This is a genomic window from Paenarthrobacter sp. MSM-2-10-13 (assembly GCF_011605365.1).
Taxonomy (GTDB): domain Bacteria; phylum Actinomycetota; class Actinomycetes; order Actinomycetales; family Micrococcaceae; genus Arthrobacter.
On the sequence record NZ_JAAOXO010000008.1, the window covers coordinates 1 to 18,725 of the forward strand.

At 63.0% G+C, this 18,725-nt stretch carries 18 protein-coding genes; 11 read left to right on the forward strand and 7 right to left on the reverse strand.

Annotated features, from left to right (window positions below):
• The first annotated feature begins 311 nt into the window (after positions 1-311).
• A complete protein-coding gene (locus tag HAV21_RS15010; RefSeq protein WP_166842291.1) occupies positions 312-764 on the forward strand; it encodes an SRPBCC domain-containing protein in 453 nt (150 codons plus the stop codon).
• 119 nt (positions 765-883) lie between these two features.
• Complete coding sequence (locus HAV21_RS15015) at positions 884-1,285, forward strand: YccF domain-containing protein (RefSeq protein WP_062068115.1); 402 nt, start codon at positions 884-886, stop codon at positions 1,283-1,285.
• A 13-nt stretch (positions 1,286-1,298) separates the two neighbouring features.
• Here the strand turns inward: HAV21_RS15015 and HAV21_RS15020 are convergent, their stop codons facing one another.
• Complete coding sequence (locus HAV21_RS15020) at positions 1,299-2,960, reverse strand: sialidase family protein (protein ID WP_166842292.1); 1,662 nt, start codon at positions 2,958-2,960, stop codon at positions 1,299-1,301.
• 59 nt (positions 2,961-3,019) lie between these two features.
• Between HAV21_RS15020 and HAV21_RS15025 the strand changes: the two genes are divergently transcribed.
• Positions 3,020-3,526: a hypothetical protein gene (locus HAV21_RS15025; protein WP_142937879.1), complete on the forward strand. Its 507-nt coding sequence runs from the start codon at positions 3,020-3,022 to the stop codon at positions 3,524-3,526.
• 35 nt (positions 3,527-3,561) lie between these two features.
• Here HAV21_RS15025 and HAV21_RS15030 read toward each other — a convergent pair whose 3' ends face one another.
• Together HAV21_RS15030 and HAV21_RS15035 are read right to left on the reverse strand one after the other, a co-directional pair.
• Positions 3,562-4,431 carry a DUF4031 domain-containing protein gene (locus HAV21_RS15030; RefSeq protein WP_166842293.1) on the reverse strand — a complete coding sequence of 290 codons (870 nt, stop codon included), beginning with the start codon at positions 4,429-4,431 and terminating at the stop codon, positions 3,562-3,564.
• Between the two features lie 132 nt (positions 4,432-4,563).
• Positions 4,564-5,898, reverse strand: coding sequence for an FAD-binding oxidoreductase (locus HAV21_RS15035; protein WP_166842294.1), 1,335 nt, complete (start codon positions 5,896-5,898; stop codon positions 4,564-4,566).
• A gap of 286 nt (positions 5,899-6,184) precedes the next feature.
• Here HAV21_RS15035 and HAV21_RS15040 point away from each other — a divergent pair, with 286 nt between their 5' ends.
• The 4 genes from HAV21_RS15040 to HAV21_RS15055 are packed head-to-tail and all read left to right on the forward strand — an operon-like array spanning position 6,185 to position 9,290.
• Positions 6,185-6,595, forward strand: coding sequence for a TOBE domain-containing protein (locus tag HAV21_RS15040; protein WP_142937882.1), 411 nt, complete (start codon positions 6,185-6,187; stop codon positions 6,593-6,595).
• Positions 6,592-7,392 (forward strand): molybdate ABC transporter substrate-binding protein, encoded by an 801-nt coding sequence (gene modA / locus HAV21_RS15045; protein WP_166842295.1) that lies wholly within the window; start codon positions 6,592-6,594, stop codon positions 7,390-7,392. Before HAV21_RS15040 ends, modA begins: the two co-directional genes overlap by 4 nt.
• A 15-nt stretch (positions 7,393-7,407) precedes the next feature.
• On the forward strand, positions 7,408-8,220 hold the full coding sequence (locus HAV21_RS15050; RefSeq protein WP_166842296.1) for an ABC transporter permease: 813 nt from the start codon (positions 7,408-7,410) through the stop codon (positions 8,218-8,220).
• Complete coding sequence (locus HAV21_RS15055; protein ID WP_166842297.1) at positions 8,217-9,290, forward strand: ATP-binding cassette domain-containing protein; 1,074 nt, start codon at positions 8,217-8,219, stop codon at positions 9,288-9,290. Before HAV21_RS15050 ends, HAV21_RS15055 begins: the two co-directional genes overlap by 4 nt.
• A 9-nt stretch (positions 9,291-9,299) precedes the next feature.
• Here the strand turns inward: HAV21_RS15055 and HAV21_RS15060 are convergent, their stop codons facing one another.
• A complete protein-coding gene (locus HAV21_RS15060; RefSeq protein WP_166842298.1) occupies positions 9,300-9,917 on the reverse strand; it encodes an MSMEG_1061 family FMN-dependent PPOX-type flavoprotein in 618 nt (205 codons plus the stop codon).
• 147 nt (positions 9,918-10,064) lie between these two features.
• Between HAV21_RS15060 and clpB the strand changes: the two genes are divergently transcribed.
• The gene (gene clpB / locus HAV21_RS15065) at positions 10,065-12,728 is read left to right on the forward strand and encodes an ATP-dependent chaperone ClpB (protein WP_166842299.1); all 2,664 of its coding nucleotides are present in this window, start codon (positions 10,065-10,067) and stop codon (positions 12,726-12,728) included.
• A 4-nt stretch (positions 12,729-12,732) separates the two neighbouring features.
• On the opposite strand, the gene HAV21_RS15070 is transcribed toward clpB, so the two are convergent.
• Positions 12,733-13,662, reverse strand: coding sequence for a septum formation family protein (locus tag HAV21_RS15070; protein WP_243753315.1), 930 nt, complete (start codon positions 13,660-13,662; stop codon positions 12,733-12,735).
• Positions 13,663-13,905: 243 nt separating this feature from the next.
• Here HAV21_RS15070 and HAV21_RS15075 point away from each other — a divergent pair, with 243 nt between their 5' ends.
• The 3 genes from HAV21_RS15075 (at position 13,906) to HAV21_RS15085 (ending at position 15,864) form a co-directional block, all read left to right on the forward strand.
• Positions 13,906-14,130, forward strand: a complete 225-nt coding sequence (locus HAV21_RS15075) for a DUF3073 domain-containing protein (protein ID WP_011776148.1) — start codon at positions 13,906-13,908, stop codon at positions 14,128-14,130.
• A 184-nt stretch (positions 14,131-14,314) separates the two neighbouring features.
• Positions 14,315-15,097, forward strand: a complete 783-nt coding sequence (locus HAV21_RS15080; protein WP_208096939.1) for a VOC family protein — start codon at positions 14,315-14,317, stop codon at positions 15,095-15,097.
• Entirely contained in the window at positions 15,094-15,864 is a 771-nt protein-coding gene (locus HAV21_RS15085; protein ID WP_166842301.1) for a VOC family protein, read from the forward strand. The genes HAV21_RS15080 and HAV21_RS15085 overlap by 4 nt, the downstream gene beginning before the upstream one ends.
• A gap of 62 nt (positions 15,865-15,926) precedes the next feature.
• Here HAV21_RS15085 and purM read toward each other — a convergent pair whose 3' ends face one another.
• Both purM and purF read right to left on the reverse strand, forming a co-directional pair.
• Positions 15,927-17,075, reverse strand: a complete 1,149-nt coding sequence (gene purM / locus HAV21_RS15090; RefSeq protein WP_166842302.1) for a phosphoribosylformylglycinamidine cyclo-ligase — start codon at positions 17,073-17,075, stop codon at positions 15,927-15,929.
• Positions 17,072-18,703: an amidophosphoribosyltransferase gene (purF, locus tag HAV21_RS15095; protein ID WP_142937892.1), complete on the reverse strand. Its 1,632-nt coding sequence runs from the start codon at positions 18,701-18,703 to the stop codon at positions 17,072-17,074. The genes purM and purF overlap by 4 nt, the downstream gene beginning before the upstream one ends.
• Positions 18,704-18,725: the final 22 nt, after the last annotated feature.

Consider the following 18,725-nt stretch of genomic DNA (forward strand, 5'->3'; position numbering starts at 1 on the left):
AACCGCCGAGCCGGCGGCATACCACCAGCCAAAGCCCACACCAACTACCAAACCCGCGCCCAGCAACCCCTGGCCGCCTAACCAAAAACAACAACGAGACCTGTCTCAAAAACTTGACGACCGCAGATCGGTGGAAACCCGCGATTTAGTGAGAGAGGATCGGTGGAAACCCGCGATTTAGTGAGAGAGGATCGGTGGAAACCCGCGATTTAGTGAGAGAGGGTCTGCCTGTCGCGGGCACCCCCTAGACTCACTTCCAAGAGCACGATTAACCTCGAAACTTCGAACCCACGGAAGCCAGGAGTCACGCAATGAGCACGGAACAGTACACCCTGACCATGAGCCGCGAATTCGATGCTCCGCGCGAGAAGGTTTTTGAAGCCTGGATGGAGCCGGACAAACTCACCCAGTGGTTCGGGCCCGTGGAAGTGGATGCTCCCCGCGATCAGATCATCGTTGAGCCCCGGGTTGGCGGCGTTTGGCAGGTAGTCATGGTGTGGTCGGATGAGGACGGCGAGCAATCGGCGCCCATCGAGGCCACCATCACCGAGCTCAACAGTCCGGCTCTCTTGGTAGCGCAGGCCAAAGCTGCTCCCGACGCTGATCACGAGTACGAGGAAATGCACCTCGAATTCGAGGACCTCAACGGACGCACCCGGATGAATCTCACCCAGGGGCCGTTTGCGTCCGAGGAGTGGGTAGAGATGACCCGCGACGGCTGGGCTACCTCGTTCGACAAGTTGGACGGCGTCCTGGCCGGCTGAGTCGATGCCCTGTGGCGTGACACAGGAGTACGCGCGCCACTGGGCGCCGCTGGAAGTCAGGGAAGATTCAGGGCAGACCCCTAGGCTTTTTGTCGGGCCTGCAGGGGAGAATGAAGACTATGAAAACGCTCCTTAACATCATCTGGCTTGTCTTCGGTGGGTTCTGGCTGGCCTTGGGTTACTTCGCGGCAGGCATCATTTGCTGCGTACTCATCGTCACTATCCCGTGGGGCATCGCTTCGTTCCGGATCGGTGCTTACTGCCTGTGGCCCTTCGGCCAAATGGTGGTTGAGAAGCCGGGCGGTTCCGGGGTGTTTGCGCTCTTGGGCAACGTGATTTGGCTTCTGGTTGCAGGTATCTGGATTGCGATCGGTCACGTGGTCACGGCAGTTGCCATGGCCATCACCATCATCGGAATCCCGCTAGCCATCGCCAACCTGAAACTGATCCCGGTATCGCTGATGCCCCTCGGTAAGCAGATTGTGCCCACCAGCCAGCCGTTCGTCAGCACCTACCGCTAAGCAGCACTTACCGCTAAGACGCAACCACTGCGCCGGTGAGTAGGTCGAACCGGAAGGTGCGCTCCGAACGCACCCTTCCGGCGTCGGCCTCTGCCGTGAAAGTGAGGTCCAGCGTTTTCCGGGCCAGATCGGTCTCCGTGATGGTGTACGTCGGGGTGAAGTACAGCGCGTGTTCGCCGGGTTGCAGGTCCGTTGGCGGGAAATTGTCGGGGTTGTTGTGCGGTCCGAGAAGCACGACGCCGGCAGCCGGCTCGGTGCCGCGGTTGCGGATGCGTCCGGTGAAAGCCAAGATGTCCCCGGCCTTGTAGCCAGCGATGATGGGGCCGTAGTTGAGGTCTTGGGCTTCGCGGGTGCCAAGGACCTGGTTACCGGCGTAGCCTTGGCCGATTTCCTTCCAAGTCTGCACGTCCCATTCGCCGTCGCTGTTGGCCGGAATCACGTGGTAGTCACCCGCGTTTTGCCATTCCGCGGGCCTGCCCGGAGTGATGGACCGCAGCTCCATGTCGAAGACGAGCCCCGCAGTGTCCGAAGAGTCCTGAACCGCTGCAGCTCGGTGAAGCTGCCTCGTCAGTTGCCCGGCAGGGATCGACGCGAACACGATCTCGCGGTAGCCGTGCCGCTCGTACAGCACCCCGATGTTTCCATTTGGCAGCCGCGTAACCGTCGAGTAAGCGGAACTGTCCTCGCACAGCAACAGCTTGGCCGGCCAGGTGGCGCCGTCGTCGGGGGAGAGGCTCAGGACCGTCTTCCGACGAAGATGAGGGTCCTGATTGTTGCTGGCGATCAGCCACTTGGACGTCGCAGGTGTCGCGTGGGAATCAACACTGGGAAGGCCGTCGAAACGCGCCACGGAGCCGTTGTCACTGGGGTCGGGTAGTTCCGGGATGGCCTGCAGCGGGCTCCATGTCTGACCGCCGTCCTCGGACACAGCAGACAACCTGCACGGCGTTGCCCGCGAATGCAGGAGCAGCCGGCCATCGTCCAAGCACACAACCTTGTTTTCGTTGGGCCCAATGCCGCCGGGACCGGTTCCGATCATGTCTCCGAGGGACCAGGTCCCGCCGTGGTCGTCGCTGTATGCGGACGCCGCCATGATGGCTCCGTCTGCCAACAGCACATACTGTTGCACCAGCCGGCCTGCAAAAGGGCCGGTGTGTATCTGGATTCCCTGACCAGCCGCGGCGAACAGGCCAGTGACGGCACCGTGCTTGAGCTGTCCGGTGAGCCGGCGGTGTTGCCAGGTGTCGCCGTCGTCGTCTGAGAAGCTGACGTCCGCATGCTGCACCTCGTCCTCGGGCTCCAAGCCGGTGACGGCTTCGAAGAAGCCCGCATGCGTGCCTGCGGCGTGGAACATGAAAATCCGCCCGGTTTCCGTGTCGACCAGCAAGCTTGGATCGCCGAAGCCGTGGAGCCCCGAGCCCGTGCGCACAAGCTGCTGAGGCTCCCAGGTAACTCCGTTGTCGTAGCTGCGGCGCAGGAGAAGATCTATGGGATTGGGGAGGTCGTCCAAGTTGGGTCGGCCGTCGTAGGCAGCCAGCACGGTTCCCCGAGTACTGACGGCGAGGGCCGGGATGCGGTACTGGCGGTAGCCGCCCACGCCGCGGACAGCCAGGACGTGTTCGACGTCGGGTACAGCCAGCGGGAGTTTGGGGGAATCCAGGAGGTAGGAGGTCACACCTCCATGGTAGCCCCGGCCGCAAAGACCACCAGAAACGTTGTGAGTAATCTTGGCGGGTGACCACCAAAGCCCAGCCCAGCGCCCAGCACCGAGCCGAAGCACTTAAGGAGCGGGTCTATGTGACCTTCACCGGGCTGGCGGTTGTCCTCGCCCTGCAGTCGCACGCGGAGACACTCACTCCAGGGGAAGCCGCTTCGACGCTTGCCATCACAGTGGTGGGAACATTGCTGGCGGTGTTCGTGGCCGACTTCGTCTCGCACCTGGCCGTGCATGCGAAGACCCCCAGCCGTTCTGAGCTGGCGCATATGGCGCGGACCAGCTTCGGCGCCTTCGGGGCGATTGTTCTCCCATTGATCTTTATCGCGGTGGCTGCCATGGGCCGGTGGAGCGTCGAAACCTCATTGCGCGCATCAACCGTCGCCCTGATTACTGCCCTGGTCCTCATCGGCTATCTGGCGGTTCGACGGGTGAAGATGTCTTGGTGGAAGAAGGTGATTGTGCTCGGCGCGGAGTTCCTCCTGGGCTTGGCGGTGGTAGGACTGGAACTCCTCGCGCACGGCTGAAGCGCGGAACTCGCGCGGGGCGTCGAGCGAACCGCTCACCCGAGTTCGCCGGTGAGGTTCCGTCGCGCGGCCGTCAACCAGAGTGCCTTGGCGCGTTCGCTGTGGAACAGGGGATCCAGCCTTAGGAGGTCACGTACGACGGCGGCGCGCCCCTTCGCGAAGTCGTCGTCACTGACGTGGGCGTAGTCTTCGCGGACGGCGGCACGATAGCGGGCATAGGACTGCTGGTCGCTGCCGAGCACCGAGAGGTCTGCGTCGCACAACATTGCACCCGCGTAGTCGCCTGTCTTTGGACTGTGTGTGGCGGTGAGTCGGACCAAGCGTGCCACCTCGGTCACCTCGTGGGGAGGCAAACCAGTGGACGTGAGCCGGTCCTCTGCCAAGCGTGCGGACTCTTCTTCGTCCTGCCCTGCGACCCCTTCATAGACGGCATCGTGGAACCACGCTGCCAGCAAGACGGTCCGGGCAGGCTGGTCCGGTTGGGCCAGTACATCCAAGGCCTCAAGGACTGCCAGGAGATGTGTCCGGCTGTGGTACTTCCTGCGGTTCTCTCCCCAGCGTTCCAGCAACTCAAGGCCCAGCTCCTCGTGGCCGGGATAGGTGCTGTTCCATCGTTCCATCAAAGGTATAGTCAAGGCCTTGCTCCGTTCACGAGCGGGGATGCGGAGTCCGCTGGCTATGAGTTTGCGGACCAGGATGCGGGCCTCCACAGGGATGGCGCCCGCGGATACGAGGTCGTCGTATCGTCGTTCGGGGACGTCGTAGTGGTCTCCGTCGAAGGCTCGTTCGGGAACGCCGGCGGAGGCTGCGAACGAGTGCAGCTCTTCCAGCGACGTGTCCGAAACCAGGTGTGAAAAAACGGTTCCATGCGCTGGCCACAAGGGCGGATCCACGTAGATGGCCATGGCCAAAGTGTAGTCCCGGACGATCCTTCCCAGTTGCCGGCCATCGGGACGTCTACCGCCGTGCTACCGTCCCGGAAGTACAGGCTTCACTGCCCGCGCTGATCACGGCAACTGGGAAGGAGTGCAGGAAACTCAGCGCTCGGCCGGCAGGATGTTCTGGTTGCCGCGGAACACGTTGTCGGGGTCGAACTCGCCCTTCACCAAGGACAGCCGGCGGTAGTTCTGTTCGCCGTAGGCCGCCATGATCCGGTCTTGACCCTCGTCACCAATGAAGTTCAGCCATACGCCGCCCGTGGTGTGGGGAGCGATGTCCTGCCGGAACTGTTTGACCCAAGCCTTGGCTTCCTGCCCGCCCTCACGGGTCTCGGACAGGCCGAACGGGTGGCTGACCCACGAGGCTCCGCGGTGTTGCAATGGTGTGTTCGCGGCAGCCGGTCCGCCCACGGCTCCGCCCCAACGAGCCACCAGCTGCTGCGAGTGCGGGCCTGGAAGGCGCTGTGCCGAGTCCACCAGGAGGTCCAGGGCAGCATCGGACAGTTCGTCGTGGTAGTCGGCGCTCCAGTAGTTGTAGAGGTCCGGAGGGTCATCGATCATGCATTGGAAGTCCGCGTATCCCATGGGTGAAACCAGGTCCACCGAGGGGCCGAGGTCCTTGAACGGCTTTGCATGCTCCTCGCCGGCCTCAAGATCGCCCGCGTAGATGTATGCCATCCCGACGGCGAGCTTGCCCACCATCTCTTCGGGGACGAACTCTTCCGGCGGGGCGGTGAGGTACACCAGTGCTGTCCCCACGGCGTCGGGTGCCTCCAAAGCAATCTGCCGGTAGGCGCGCGACAGATCCGGTGCGTCGTCCCCGGGGAACAGCATGAGGCCGGCCACCACCGAAGGTCCGAGGTCGTGGAGCTGGAACGTCAAGGACGTAGCCACGCCAAAGTTTCCGCCGCCTCCGTGGAGGGCCCAGAACAGCTCCGGATTCTCGTCCCGGCTGGCGGTCACGCGATCGCCGGAGGCTGTGACGAGGTCTACCGAGAGCAGGTTGTCGCACGCGAATCCGTATGAGCGCTCCAGCCATCCGGAACCACCGCCAAGTGTGAAGCCCGAGACTCCCGTGGTAGAGGCGCGTCCGCCCGTCACGGCCAGCCCGTACTGCTGGGTTGCGCGGTCGAACTCGCCCCACGTGAGTCCAGCGCCGGCCGTGGCGGTCTTGGCATCGGGGTCCACGCTGATGGACTTCATGGGGCGGACGTCAATGACCAAGCCGTCGTCGTTGGTGGACATGCCGGCCACCGAGTGCCCGCCCGAGCGCACAGCGACGTCCAGATTATGGTTGTGCGCATAGCGCAGCGCTTCGGCAACCTCGCCGGAATCCGAGCATTTAGCGATGACAGCCGGCCTGCGGTCGATCATCGCATTGAAGAGTTTTCGGGCGTCGTCGTAGTCCGGGCTGTCCGGCCGAATCCATTCCATGGGACGTTCCTTCGGATATGAAACTCTCCCCTAGAACAGGGTACGGCGGCCGGTCCCCGTGGACCATGGGTAACGCAAAGAAGTACGACGACGGCGGCGCACCACTTTCCGCCATGCGCACCAGAGGTTACGGGAGCGTCGGGCGGCATCGGGCGCGCCAAGAATGCAAAAGGGTGGGGGCGACGGAAAAGGGTGCAGCCAACGGGCGGCCCGCTGTCCGCGGTCATCTTTTGTTTGCGGATCATCAGGTGCCTCAGATCCGCAAATACGGCACTATGATGCATTTATGCCGCACATACGAATTTCCGAAGCCGCGCGTTTCCTAGGTGTCAGCGACGACACCGTGAGGCGCTGGACGGAAAATGGAACTCTCACTGCGCTCAAGGACTCAGCCGGGCGGCTCGCGGTGGATGGACTGGAACTGGCCACCCTTGCCCGCGGGCAGTCCCATCTCCCTGATGATCCTTCCCGCGCGGCAAGCTCAGCACGTAACCGCTTCGTCGGCTTGGTCACTGGCATCACCGCGGACAAAGTGATGGCCCAGGTTGAGCTTCAATGTGGCCCGTTCCGCGTGGTGTCGCTGATGAGCAGCGAAGCCGTCCGCGAGCTCGGCCTTGAACTTGGCTCGGTGGCCACGGCCGTGGTGAAGGCCACCACAGTCATCATCGAAACACCGCAGGGAAAGAGCGTCATATGAGCATCCTCCGCAAGCCTCTTGCCGCACTTCTGGTTGCAGGTGCGGTCGCGGCAAGCTTGGCGGCCTGCGCCTCGGGCACCACACGTCCGTCCACAGGCTCGGCCAACCCGGGGTCGTCCATGTCCGGAGAGATCACCGTTTTCGCTGCGGCATCCCTGAAAACCACCTTCACCCAGTTGGCCAAGGACTTCGAAGTTCAGCACCCGGGCACCAAAGTGACTCTCAGCTTTGCGGGCTCCTCAGATCTGGTCACGCAGATTACCCAAGGCGCTCCCGCGGATATTTTCGCTTCGGCCGATACAAGGAACATGACCAAGCTCGCCGACCAGGACCTTGTGGAGGGCACCGCAACCAACTTCGCCACCAACGTCCTGGAGATCGCCGTCCCGCCCGGCAATCCGGCGTCGATCTCTTCTTTTGCGGACCTTGCCAAGCCTGGCGTCAAAGTGGTGACCTGCGCCAGCCAGGTTCCCTGCGGCGCTGCAACGGAGGCCGTTGAAAAGGCCGCGGGAACAACGTTGAGCCCGGTGAGCGAGGAATCGTCAGTGACCGATGTCCTGGGCAAAGTCACCTCGGGAGAGGCTGACGCTGGCTTGGTGTATGTCACAGACGTCAGGGGCGCCGGCGACAAGGTCAAGGGCATAGCATTCCCGGAATCGGGCGAGGCCGTCAACACTTACCCGATTGCCACGGTTGGCACTAGTAAGAACAAGGAACTCGCAGCCGCCTTCATCGCAAACATCACCAGTGAAGCAGGCAAGAAGGTCCTCAGGGATGCCGGCTTCGGAACGCCGTAGCGGAGGCCACGGGGAATGATCAGGCATAGCGGCTACCACGGCGTCCCGCGCTGGATTTATGTGGTCGCGGCCGGGGGCGGACTTTTGATGGTGCTTCCCTTGGCGGCGATGGTGTTGCGGGTGAACTGGCCACAGTTCATCCCGCTCATTACCTCCGAGTCCTCGCTGGCCGCGCTTGGCCTGAGCCTGCGGACCTCGGCAGCCAGCACCGTTCTGTGCATCGTGCTGGGTGTACCTTTGGCGTTGGTCCTGGCGCGTGGCGATTTTCCGGGCCAGCGGTTACTGAGGGCGTTCGTCCTCTTGCCGCTGGTACTGCCACCGGTGGTGGGGGGCATTGCGCTCCTGTACACCTTCGGCCGGCAGGGTCTCCTCGGCAAATCCCTGGAGCTGGTGGGAATCCAGATCGCCTTTTCCACTACCGCAGTTGTACTGGCTCAAACGTTCGTGGCTTTGCCGTTCCTGGTGGTCAGCCTGGAAGGCGCGCTCCGTTCAGCTGGAAGTAAGTACGAGGCCGTCGCGGCTACCTTGGGCGCACGGCCCACCACCGTTCTTCGTCGGGTTACGCTGCCGCTGGTTTTGCCCGGGCTTGCGTCCGGAGCAGTGTTGTCATTCGCTCGCAGTTTGGGCGAGTTCGGCGCTACCTTGACCTTCGCCGGCAGCCTCGAAGGGATTACCCGCACCTTGCCGTTGGAAATCTACTTGCAGCGCGAGACCGACGCCGATGCCGCCGTCGCACTTTCCTTGGTGCTGGTGGCGGTGGCAGTGGCGGTGGTTGGGCTGAGCTACGGTCGCCGACGAAACAATAGTCACGTGGAGGTGCAGCCATGACTTTTGAACTGCAAGCCAGCCTCCACTCCAGAAATTTCGAGATGTCCCTCAGCCTTAAAGATGGCGAAACCGTGGCCGTCCTGGGACCCAACGGCGCGGGCAAGTCGACGCTGCTGGGGGTCATTGCCGGATTGCTGCGGCCGGACACCGGTTCGGCACGCATCGGGGATAGGGAGCTCTTCAGGCTCGACGGCGGAACCCGCCTGTGGAGCCCGCCGCACCTTCGCGGGACTGCGCTTTTGGCCCAGGAAGCGTTGCTGTTTCCGCATTTGACCGCCCTGGACAACGTGGCTTTTGGGCCGCGCAGCTCCGGCATTTCGAAGGCAGCGGCCAGGGAAACTGCGCGCCACTGGCTTGCTGAGGTGGACGCCCTCCCGTTGGCTGACCGCAAGCCTGCCCAGCTGTCTGGTGGGCAGGCTCAGCGGGTGGCGGTTGCCCGGGCCTTGGCCGCCGATCCCGAACTCCTGCTGCTTGACGAACCGATGGCCGCGCTGGACATCCATGCTGCCCCGTTGCTGCGCCGTGTGCTCAAGCGGGTCCTCAGGGATCGCAAGGCCATTGTTGTCACGCACGATGTCCTGGACGCCTACATGCTGGCCGACCGCGTGGTGGTGGTGGAGGGTGGCTGCATCACCGAAGAAGGGCCCACGCGCCAAGTGCTTGAACGGCCACGAAGCCACTTCGCCGCCGGACTCGCAGGGCTGAACCTCGTCACCGGGATCATCACCGAGGAAGGAATCACGACGCCGGATGGCCGGGTTTTCGCTGGCCAGCACGATCCTGACTGGTTACCTCTGCCCGGCCAGGCAGGCGTGGCCGCGTTCCCGCCGTCGAGTGTTTCCGTCTTTTTGGGTGAGGTGCACGGAAGCCCGCGCAACTCTTTTCCCGTGGTCATCTCTGACCTTGAACCGCATGGTGATCAGATCCGGGTTCGCGCGAGGACCGGAGATCCCGTCCCGGCTTTGTCCGCCGACATCACTCCGGCAGCGTCCGCTGACCTGGGCCTTGCGCCGGGCATGGAGGTGCGGTTCGTGGTGAAGTCCGCGCTGGTGTCCGTCTACCCGGCCTAAGCCCAAGGATTATTCCCGGTACATCCTCTCGGCGTAGGACGGCCCGTAGTAGGTCTCGAGCTCTTCCAAGGGAGTTTCGGGCTGGGTGTAAGTCTTTGCGAGCGCCGCGATGCTCGGCAGGCCGTCGGCATCCCAGGTTTCGGGCTGCCACAGACCGCTGCGCATGAACGCCTTGCCGCAGTGCGTGAACACTTCCTCCACCGAAACCACGACGGCGGCGCGCGGCCGGTGTTCTTTGACCACCATGAGATCGAAGAAGTCGGCATCGCGGACAATCTTTGCGGTCCCATTGATCCGGAGGGTGTCGGTGCGGCCCGGGACGACGGAAAGGATGCCGACGTTCGGGTTTTCCAGGATGTTGTGGAAGCCGAACACCAGCTTGTTGCCGGGCCGCTCCGGGATGGCGATGGTGTGCTCGTCCAGGACCTGGATGAAGCCCGCGGGATCGCCCTTGGGTGAGGCATCCACGCGACCCTGCGCGTCCGTCGTCGAGATCACGCAGAAGGGGCTGGCTGCCAGCCACTGGCGGTCGAAATCGCTGAGGACTGTGCGCACCTTTTGGCGCACGCGATCGAGGGGCAATCCGATGAGTTCTTCAAGTTCGGCCGCGGTTGAAATGGTCTCCATGGCCCCAGCCTACCCACACGATTCCCGCGGACTCTGGACACTGGTTTCGCCGTGGGCAAACATGGAACACAGTGGGCCAAAATTAAAGTTGAGCGTAGTAGACTCAACTTTGAAAGTATTGGTTCAACTCCAGAAAGGGAGCACTCTTTGGACGTCAAATTCACCACCAAAAGCCAGGAGGCCCTTTCTGCGGCCGCCATGAACGCCTCGACTGCGGGCAACCCGCAGCTCGAGCCCGCCCACCTGCTGAAGGCCCTCATGGACCAGCGCGAGGGCGTCGCTGTGGCACTGCTGCGTGCTACCGGTGCAGACCCTGATGCAGTGAGCGTACAGGCCAGCTCGGCCATCAAAGCGCTTCCCTCCTCCTCGGGTAGTTCGGTCCAGCAGGCGCAGTTGTCCCGCCAGTCCATGCAGGCCATCCAGGCGGCCCAAGCTGAGGCCGACAAACTCGGTGACTCCTTCGTGTCCACCGAGCACTTACTGCTGGGGCTCTCGGCCGGAAGTGACGCCGTCGGGAAGCTAATGCGCGACGCCGGTGCCTCCCATGAGGCGCTGCTCGCCGCCTTGCCGGGTGTCCGTGGCGACAGGAATGTGAACTCGCCCGATCCGGAGAACACCTTCCAGGCCTTGGAGAAGTTCGGCACGGACCTCACTGCTGTGGCCCGTTCCGGCAAGCTGGATCCCGTCATCGGGCGTGACAGCGAGATCCGACGCGTCGTCCAGGTGTTGAGCCGCCGCACCAAGAACAACCCCGTGCTGATTGGTGAGCCGGGCGTTGGCAAGACGGCCGTCGTCGAAGGACTAGCCCAGCGCATGGTGGCCGGAGACGTGCCGGAAAGCCTGCGTGGCAAGACCCTCATCGCCTTGGACCTGGCCTCCATGGTGGCCGGCGCCAAATACCGCGGCGAGTTCGAGGAACGACTCAAGGCTGTCCTTGAGGAAATCAAGAACTCCAACGGTCAGATCGTCACGTTCATTGATGAGATCCACACGGTGGTGGGGGCTGGCGCCACAGGTGAGAGCGCCATGGATGCCGGCAACATGCTCAAGCCCATGCTGGCCCGCGGCGAGCTGCGCCTCATCGGTGCCACTACTTTGGACGAGTACCGCGAAAACATCGAAAAGGACCCTGCGCTGGAGCGCCGCTTCCAGCAGGTCTACGTGGGCGAGCCCAGTGTTGAGGACACCATCGGTATCCTCCGCGGCCTGAAGGAACGCTACGAGGCACACCACAAGGTAGCAATTGCTGACTCCGCCCTTGTGGCCGCGGCGACTCTGTCCAACCGGTACATCTCCGGCCGCCAGCTTCCGGACAAAGCAATTGACCTCGTTGATGAGGCCGCGTCCAGGCTCCGCATGGAGATTGACTCCGCGCCGGAAGAAATCGACCAACTCCGCCGTGCCGTGGACCGTTTGACCATGGAAGAGCTGGCCCTCCAAGGTGAGACGGACCCTGCCTCGGTGGAACGGTTGGCAGCGCTCCGTGCGGACAAGGCCGATAAGAACGAGGAACTGAGTGCCTTGAACGCGCGCTGGGAAGCCGAGAAAGCCGGGCTCAACCGGGTTGGCGATCTCAAAGCGAAGATCGACGAACTGCGTTCCGTAGCGGACAAGGCCCAACGCGAGGGCGACCTCGAGTCGGCGTCGCGGATCCTTTACGGAGAGCTGCCTGCCCTCGAACGGGAGCTGAGCGCCGCTGCTGAGGAGGAGTCGGCCCGGAGCGATTCAAAACCTGAACTGATGGTTGCCGAGGACGTGACTGCGGACGACATCGCTGAAGTCATTTCGGCGTGGACGGGGATCCCGGCCGGTCGCATGCTCCAAGGTGAGTCGCAGAAACTGCTGCACATGGAAGAGGAACTCGGCAAGCGACTCATCGGACAGACCAAAGCCGTCCAAGCTGTGTCCGACGCCGTGCGCCGTGCCCGTGCTGGCATCAGCGACCCCAACCGTCCTACAGGTTCCTTCCTGTTCCTTGGGCCCACTGGCGTAGGTAAGACCGAGCTGGCCAAGGCACTCGCGGACTTCCTCTTTGACGACGAACGCGCCATGATCCGGATCGACATGTCCGAGTACAGCGAAAAGCACTCGGTGGCGCGCCTGGTGGGTGCCCCTCCGGGATATGTCGGCTACGAGGAAGGTGGCCAGCTGACCGAGGCTGTCCGCCGCAGGCCGTACTCCGTAGTGCTGCTGGACGAGGTGGAAAAGGCCCACCCGGAAGTTTTCGACATCCTCCTGCAGGTCCTCGACGACGGACGCCTCACCGACGGCCAAGGCCGCACCGTGGACTTCCGCAACACCATCCTGGTGCTGACGTCCAACTCCGGCAGCCAGTTCCTGGTGGACCCGACCATGGATGCCAAGGCGAAACGTGAAGCTGTCATGGCTGTGGTCCAGGCATCCTTCAAGCCGGAGTTCCTGAACCGCCTGGACGAGATCGTGCTGTTTGATCCGCTGTCCGTGGAGGAACTGGCCCGGATTGTTGAGCTGCATGTGGCCGAGTTGGGCAACCGGCTCCGTGAGCGCCGCCTGAGCCTGGAAGTCTCCGATGGCGCACGTGCGTGGCTGGCCATGTCCGGCTTCGACCCCGCCTACGGTGCACGCCCGCTGCGCAGGCTGGTCCAACGGGAGATCGGCGACCGCCTCGCCAAGGAGATCCTTGCAGGCGAAATCAGCGACGGCGACACCGTGCTGGTGGACACCGCCGCTGACCTGAACGAACTCACCGTGGAAGGCTTTGAAGCGCTGACAGGTCCCGACGGCGGCACTCCCGCCGGTACGGGCCTCACGGTCCGCAGGAAGCAGGGATAGCGGGCTACTTCTTGAGGAGATCTTCCTTGATGGTGTTGCCTGAATCCACCACGATGAAGCAATCAACGCGGCGGTCGCCCCGATCCCAACTAGTGGTGCTCGGGTAGACGTTCTGCTGGAGCAGTACGTAGTTGTCGGCCGCCTCGTTGAGCTTCACGTCCTTGCAAACCTCGCGTCCTTTGTCCCTCAGGGCGTTGGTTCCCGGGAAGGACTCATCAGCCGCGTAGCTAAAGACGGCACCCAGTTGGGCGGAGTGCTCCGTGTCGCAGGCAACGGTTCTGGCTTTTGAAGAGTTGGCATCAAAGTCTGAGAAGCAGTCGCCCACTTGGAAGTCCTTGGCCTCTGCGTCGCGGGGGAGCGGCCCGGCTGTGGGGGCTGCGCTGGGCGTAGACACGGCCGCTTCAGGGCGCGTCCCCAGCAGGTTGAGCAAAACCCAGATGACAACACCAATAAGTATGAGAACGCCCACGACGATCCCGCCGATCACCAAACGTTGGCGCTTGATGGGGTCTCCGTGAGGTTCCGGCTGCCCATCCGGGGCCGGCCATTGTTGTCCTGGGTAAGGTTGCTCGCTGGTATACGGCTGCTGGCCTGAATAGGACGGCTGTGCGTACGGCTGCTGGCCCTGGTAAGCCTGTGAGCCCGGCTGCTGGCCCTGGTAAGGCTGTGAGCCCGCGTAAATGGGTGCGGCGCCGTCTTTGCCTGAGTCTGCATCCGTGGGTGGCAGCGCGGGGTCGGGCTGCTCTGCCGGGTTGGGCACAAAATCCGGGTCAAGCTCAGGGGCGGGATCCGGTTGAAGGCCTGACGGCGGCGCCCAAGGAGCTGCTGGCGGTTGTTGGCTTGGTGACGGCGGCGTTTGGGGCGCGGAAGGTACTCCATCCTCGCCTTGATCGCGTGGTGAACCATCGCGGGGTGAAGTGTTGTCCTGGCTCATATTCCGGGGTGTGCCTTCCTGCTGTGGAGCCGCATTGAGGCCGACTCTACCCAATTTTCGCCTCTCTTGGAGGTGCATCGGCGTGGTTTCGACTGTAGTCGGCCCGGGCGCGGGCTCCCGGTGGCGCGCAGGCACCCTCGAAAGCATGTAATCTAGACATACGACAAATTGACCAAACATTCCGGGGCCTCACCGATAGCCAAGGTGACCACCTCCGGTCCAAGTACAAAAGGGGGTCACGCCATGGGGCGCGGCCGTCAAAAGGCAAAAGCTACCAAGCAGGCTCGGGATATTAAGTACTACTCCCCGAACACTGACTATTCGGCACTTGAGCGGGAGCTCACGGGTCCGTCCAGTCGTGTAAAGAGCCACTTCCCCGACGATCCCCCGGAGCCGGACTATTCGGCCTACGAGGATAAGTACGCGGAAGATGACGACGACGAGGTAGACACCCGTCGGATCGGATAGCTGTCGCAACCAACAGGTGCCTTTGGCGCTGAGTTGCGGACCGCCGTCGTACATTACGGTCATCGCGCATTTTTGAATGCCGTATTTCTTTTAAAAAGGTCCCTCAGGCCACGCCGATCATTGGCGTACCCTGGGGGTCCTTTTTTGCGTAGGCTGGAGTCCGGGCGCGTTGAAAGGGTAATCCATGCCGGAGGTCCAGAATTATCAGCAGGGAACACCGTGTTGGGTGGACCTGTCCTCCACCGATATTGATGTCTCCAAGGCGTTTTACGGAGACCTCTTCGGCTGGGAGTTGGACGCCATGGATGCCGGAAATGGCATGACCTATTACATGGCCAAACTCCAAAATCGCTACGTCGCCGGAATGATGCAGCAGCAGCCTGATGCTCCAGAGGGAATGCCCTCATATTGGGCAAATTACCTTGCCGTTGATTCCGCGGACGAGGCAGCCCGGAGAGTAGAGGCAGCTGGCGGAACCCTTCTTTCTCCTCCGGATTCGGTTCCTAACGGCAGCGGCCGTATGTTCTTCGCCACAGATCCCACCGGTGCTCAGATTGGTTTCTGGGAAGCCGGCAGCCATCCCGGGTCGGGTCTGGTCAATGAGCCGGGAGCCATGATTTGGAATGAACTGCAGACAAATGATGTCCCCAAAGCCGTAGCCTTCTACGAAGCTGTGACCGGGTGCAGCAGCGAAACCGGGCCAGCCGGTGAGCTGCAGGAGTACACCAGCCTGCTGGTGAGTGGGAGACGAATTGCCGGTGCGCTCAAGCTGCCCATTGAGGGGCTGTCCCCGTTCTGGATGACGTACTTCAACGTGGTGGATATTGACGCCACGGTGGAGCAGGCCGTTGAGCTGGGGAGCCACGTGATCGCCCCGGCCTTCGACGTAGCGGGAGTTGGACGAATGGCAGTTCTCATGGACCCTGCGGGCGCAGCGTTCAGCATCATGACAGGTTTGACGGCATGAGCTCCCGCAAGCATTACGCCAGTGGTGAGCCGTGCTGGGCCGACCTTCAGACGAGGGACGTCGCGGCAGCCAAGACCTTCTACGGGCAGGTGTTCGGCTGGACCTTCAAGGACCTGCCCACCCCGGACGGCCGCAGCTATGCGCAGGCGTTCGTCAAGGATCAGCTGGTGGCCGTCATTGCGCCGCAAAATCCGAGGCAGGAGGCCGCTGGCACGCGTGGCCAGTGGAACATCTATTTATCGGCCACTGACACCGACGAGATTGCCGAGGACGCGGTCCACGCTGGTGGCAAGCTTCAGTTCGGTCCCGAGCCCGTTGCGGACACGGGAGTCCTGGCGTTCATTGAACCTCCGGGCGGTGGGACCACCGGGATCTGGCAAGCCGGAACCCACACAGGTAGTCATTTGTTCAACGAGCCAGGGGCGTTGGCGTGGGCTGAACTATTGACGCCTGAGCCGCAGGCCGCCGTCGCGTTTTTCCAGCAGCTTTTCAGGCACGAAGTCACTGAATATCCCCAGGACGACGGCGGCAGCTACAGCACGTTGATGGTCAACGGTGACGAAGTGGCCGGCGTTGTTCCTGCCGATGAGGGCGATGACGCCGGCTGGCAGATTTACTTTGGAGTAGCGGATCTGCGCGCAGCAGCTGAGGCGGCCGTGGAAGCCGGGGGAGAGCTTCTGGTGGAGCCGGAAGACAAGCCTGAGACGGGCTCCCTCGCTACCATCCGGGATCCGCAAGGCGGGGTTCTGAGCCTGATTCAGGTCTAGGAAGAGCAAAAGAGCGGCCGGGCACACTGCCCGGCCGCTCTCTTTACAAAGCCATAACGTGCTTAGGCGTAGGCGTTCACCAAACGGACAGCGCCGCCGTCGACGCCCTTGGCACCCTGGACGTAGTCCGGGCCGGTCTTGTCGATCGAGTCGCTGTCAGCAGATACGGTACCCATCACCCAGGACGGCAGGCCGCGGTCGTTGAGGCGGGCCACTGCGGCGTCTGCTGCTTCGGCCGAAACAATGGCAACCATGCCCACGCCAAGGTTCAGCGTGCGCTCCAGGTCGGCCAGCGGGACGTTGCCCAGCTCGGAAACCAGCTTGAAGATGGCGGGCAGTTCCCAGGTGTTGCGGTCAACCGTGGCCACCATGCCCTGCGGGAGGACGCGTGCGAGGTTGGCTGCCAGGCCACCACCTGTGACGTGGCTGAAGCCGTGAACAGCGTTGGCCGAGTGCACCGGGAAGGCGCGGGCCAGGTCCAGGCAGTCGGCTGCGTAAACGCGGGTGGGCTCCAGGAGTTCTTCGCCCAAGGTGCGTCCGAGTTCGGACACCTGGCGGTCCAGGGCCCAACCGGCGTGGTTGATGACGCGGCGGACCAGGGAGTAACCGTTGGAGTGCAGGCCGGAGGAGGCCATGCCGAGCACCACGTCGCCGGCGCGGACACGGTCCGGGCCCAGCAGGGCGTCGGCCTCCACGATGCCGGTAGCGGCACCTGCCACATCGTATTCGTGCTCACCCAGGAGGCCCGGGTGCTCAGCGGTTTCGCCACCCACCAGGGCGGTCCCAGCTACGGAGCAAGCAGCAGCGATACCGCGGACAATGTCAGCGATGCGCTCCGGGACAACCTTGCCGCAGGCGATGTAGTCGGTCATGTAGAGCGGCTCAGCACCCACCACAACGATGTCGTCCACCACCATGCCCACCAGGTCGAAACCGATGGTGTCGTGAATGTCCATGGCCTGGGCAATGGCCACCTTGGTGCCAACACCGTCAGTGGACGTTGCCAGCAGCGGCTTCTTGTAGGTCAGCAGCTTTGAGACGTCGTACAGGCCAGCGAAACCGCCGACGCCGCCAATCACCGAGGTGTTGTGGGTCGCCTTGATGGCGCCCTTCATGAGTTCGACGGCGCGGTCTCCCGCTTCGACGTCGACACCCGCGGAGGCGTAGGTGATACCGGAGTTGTTCTCAGCGGCGGGTGTTGCGGAGCTCATACAGACTCTTTCTTGTCGGCGTCGGTCAAACGATCAGCGTCGGTAAGCAGGTTTTCGAATTCAGCGTCAGGTCCGGGATCGCAACCCGTGGCACCCGGCTTGTCGGCAGGGTCCTCGGTATCGTCCACTGACTCGGTCTGGGCGGCCGGTTCCAGGCCACCAAGATCGGTGCGCTCCAGCAGGTTCTTGCCCAACTTGTCCGCGTGCGGCAGTTCGATGGGGTACTTCCCGGTGAAACAGGCCGTGCAGAGGCGTTCGCGCGGCTGCTGGGTAGCGCCGATCATGCCGTCCTCGGAGATGTAGGCCAGCGAGTCAGCGCCGATAGCCTGGGAGATCTCCTCGATGGTGGCGCCGTTGGCAATGAGTTCCGCGCGGGAGGCGAAGTCGATGCCATAGAAGCAAGGCCACTGAACCGGGGGTGAGGAGATCTTGACGTGGACTGCAGCAGCACCGGCTTCACGGAGCATCCGAACGATGGCACGCTGCGTGTTGCCGCGGACGATCGAGTCATCAACTACAACAATGCGCTTGCCACGGATCACGGATTCCAGGGCGTTGAGCTTCAGGCGGATACCCAGCTGGCGCAGCGTCTGCGAGGGCTGGATGAAGGTGCGGCCCACGTACGCGTTCTTGACGAAGCCGTGCGCGAACGGGATGCCGGACTGCTCAGCGTAACCAACAGCCGCGGGGGTACCGGACTCGGGAACCGGAATGACCAGGTCAGCCTCGTGAGTGTTCTCGCGGGCCAACTGGCGGCCCATCTCCACGCGGGCCTCATACACGGAGCGGCCGGCAATGGCAGCATCCGGGCGGGCAAGGTAAACGTATTCGAAGACGCAGCCGGCGGGAGTTGCCTCGGCGAAGCGCTGCGAACGGACGCCGTCCTCGTCGATGGCAATGAATTCGCCGGGCTCGATCTCACGGATGAAGCTGGCGCCAACAGTAGCCAAGCCGGCTTGCTCAGAGGCGACAACCCAGCCGCGCTCCAGGCGGCCCAGACACAGCGGGCGGATGCCGTACGTATCGCGGGCTGCGTAGAGGGTTCCTTCATCCATGAAGACGAAGCAGAAGCCACCCTTGATCTTGGGCAGCAGCTCCAGTGCGGTCTGCTCCAGGGTCTTTCCCTCTTCGCCCTCAAGGAGAGCGGTCACCAGTGCGGTGTCCGAGGTGTTGCCCTGCTTCATTTCACCAGTCAGCTGGCCGTCGTTGCGCTCCAGGATCATTTCCCGGAGTTCAGCGGTGTTGGTCAGGTTGCCGTTGTGGGCCAGGGCAACAGTGCCTGTTGCGGTAGCGCCCAGGGTGGGCTGCGCATTGGCCCAGTGGCTTGCACCGGTGGTGGAGTACCGGCAGTGGCCAACGGCCAGGTGCCCGGTCAGGGTGTTCAGGGTTGTCTCATCGAAGACCTGGGACACAAGGCCCATGTCCTTATAGACATTGATGCGCTTGCCGTCACTGGTAGCAATACCAGCCGATTCTTGTCCGCGGTGCTGCAGCGCATACAGCCCGTAATAGGTGAGTTTTGCTACTTCTTCACCGGGAGCCCAAACCCCAAAGACGCCACAAGCGTCCTGAGGGCCTTTTTCGCCGGGGAGAAGATCATGAGAAAGTTTTCCGTCGCCACGTGCCACTGGTCGATTGTCTCATGATGTA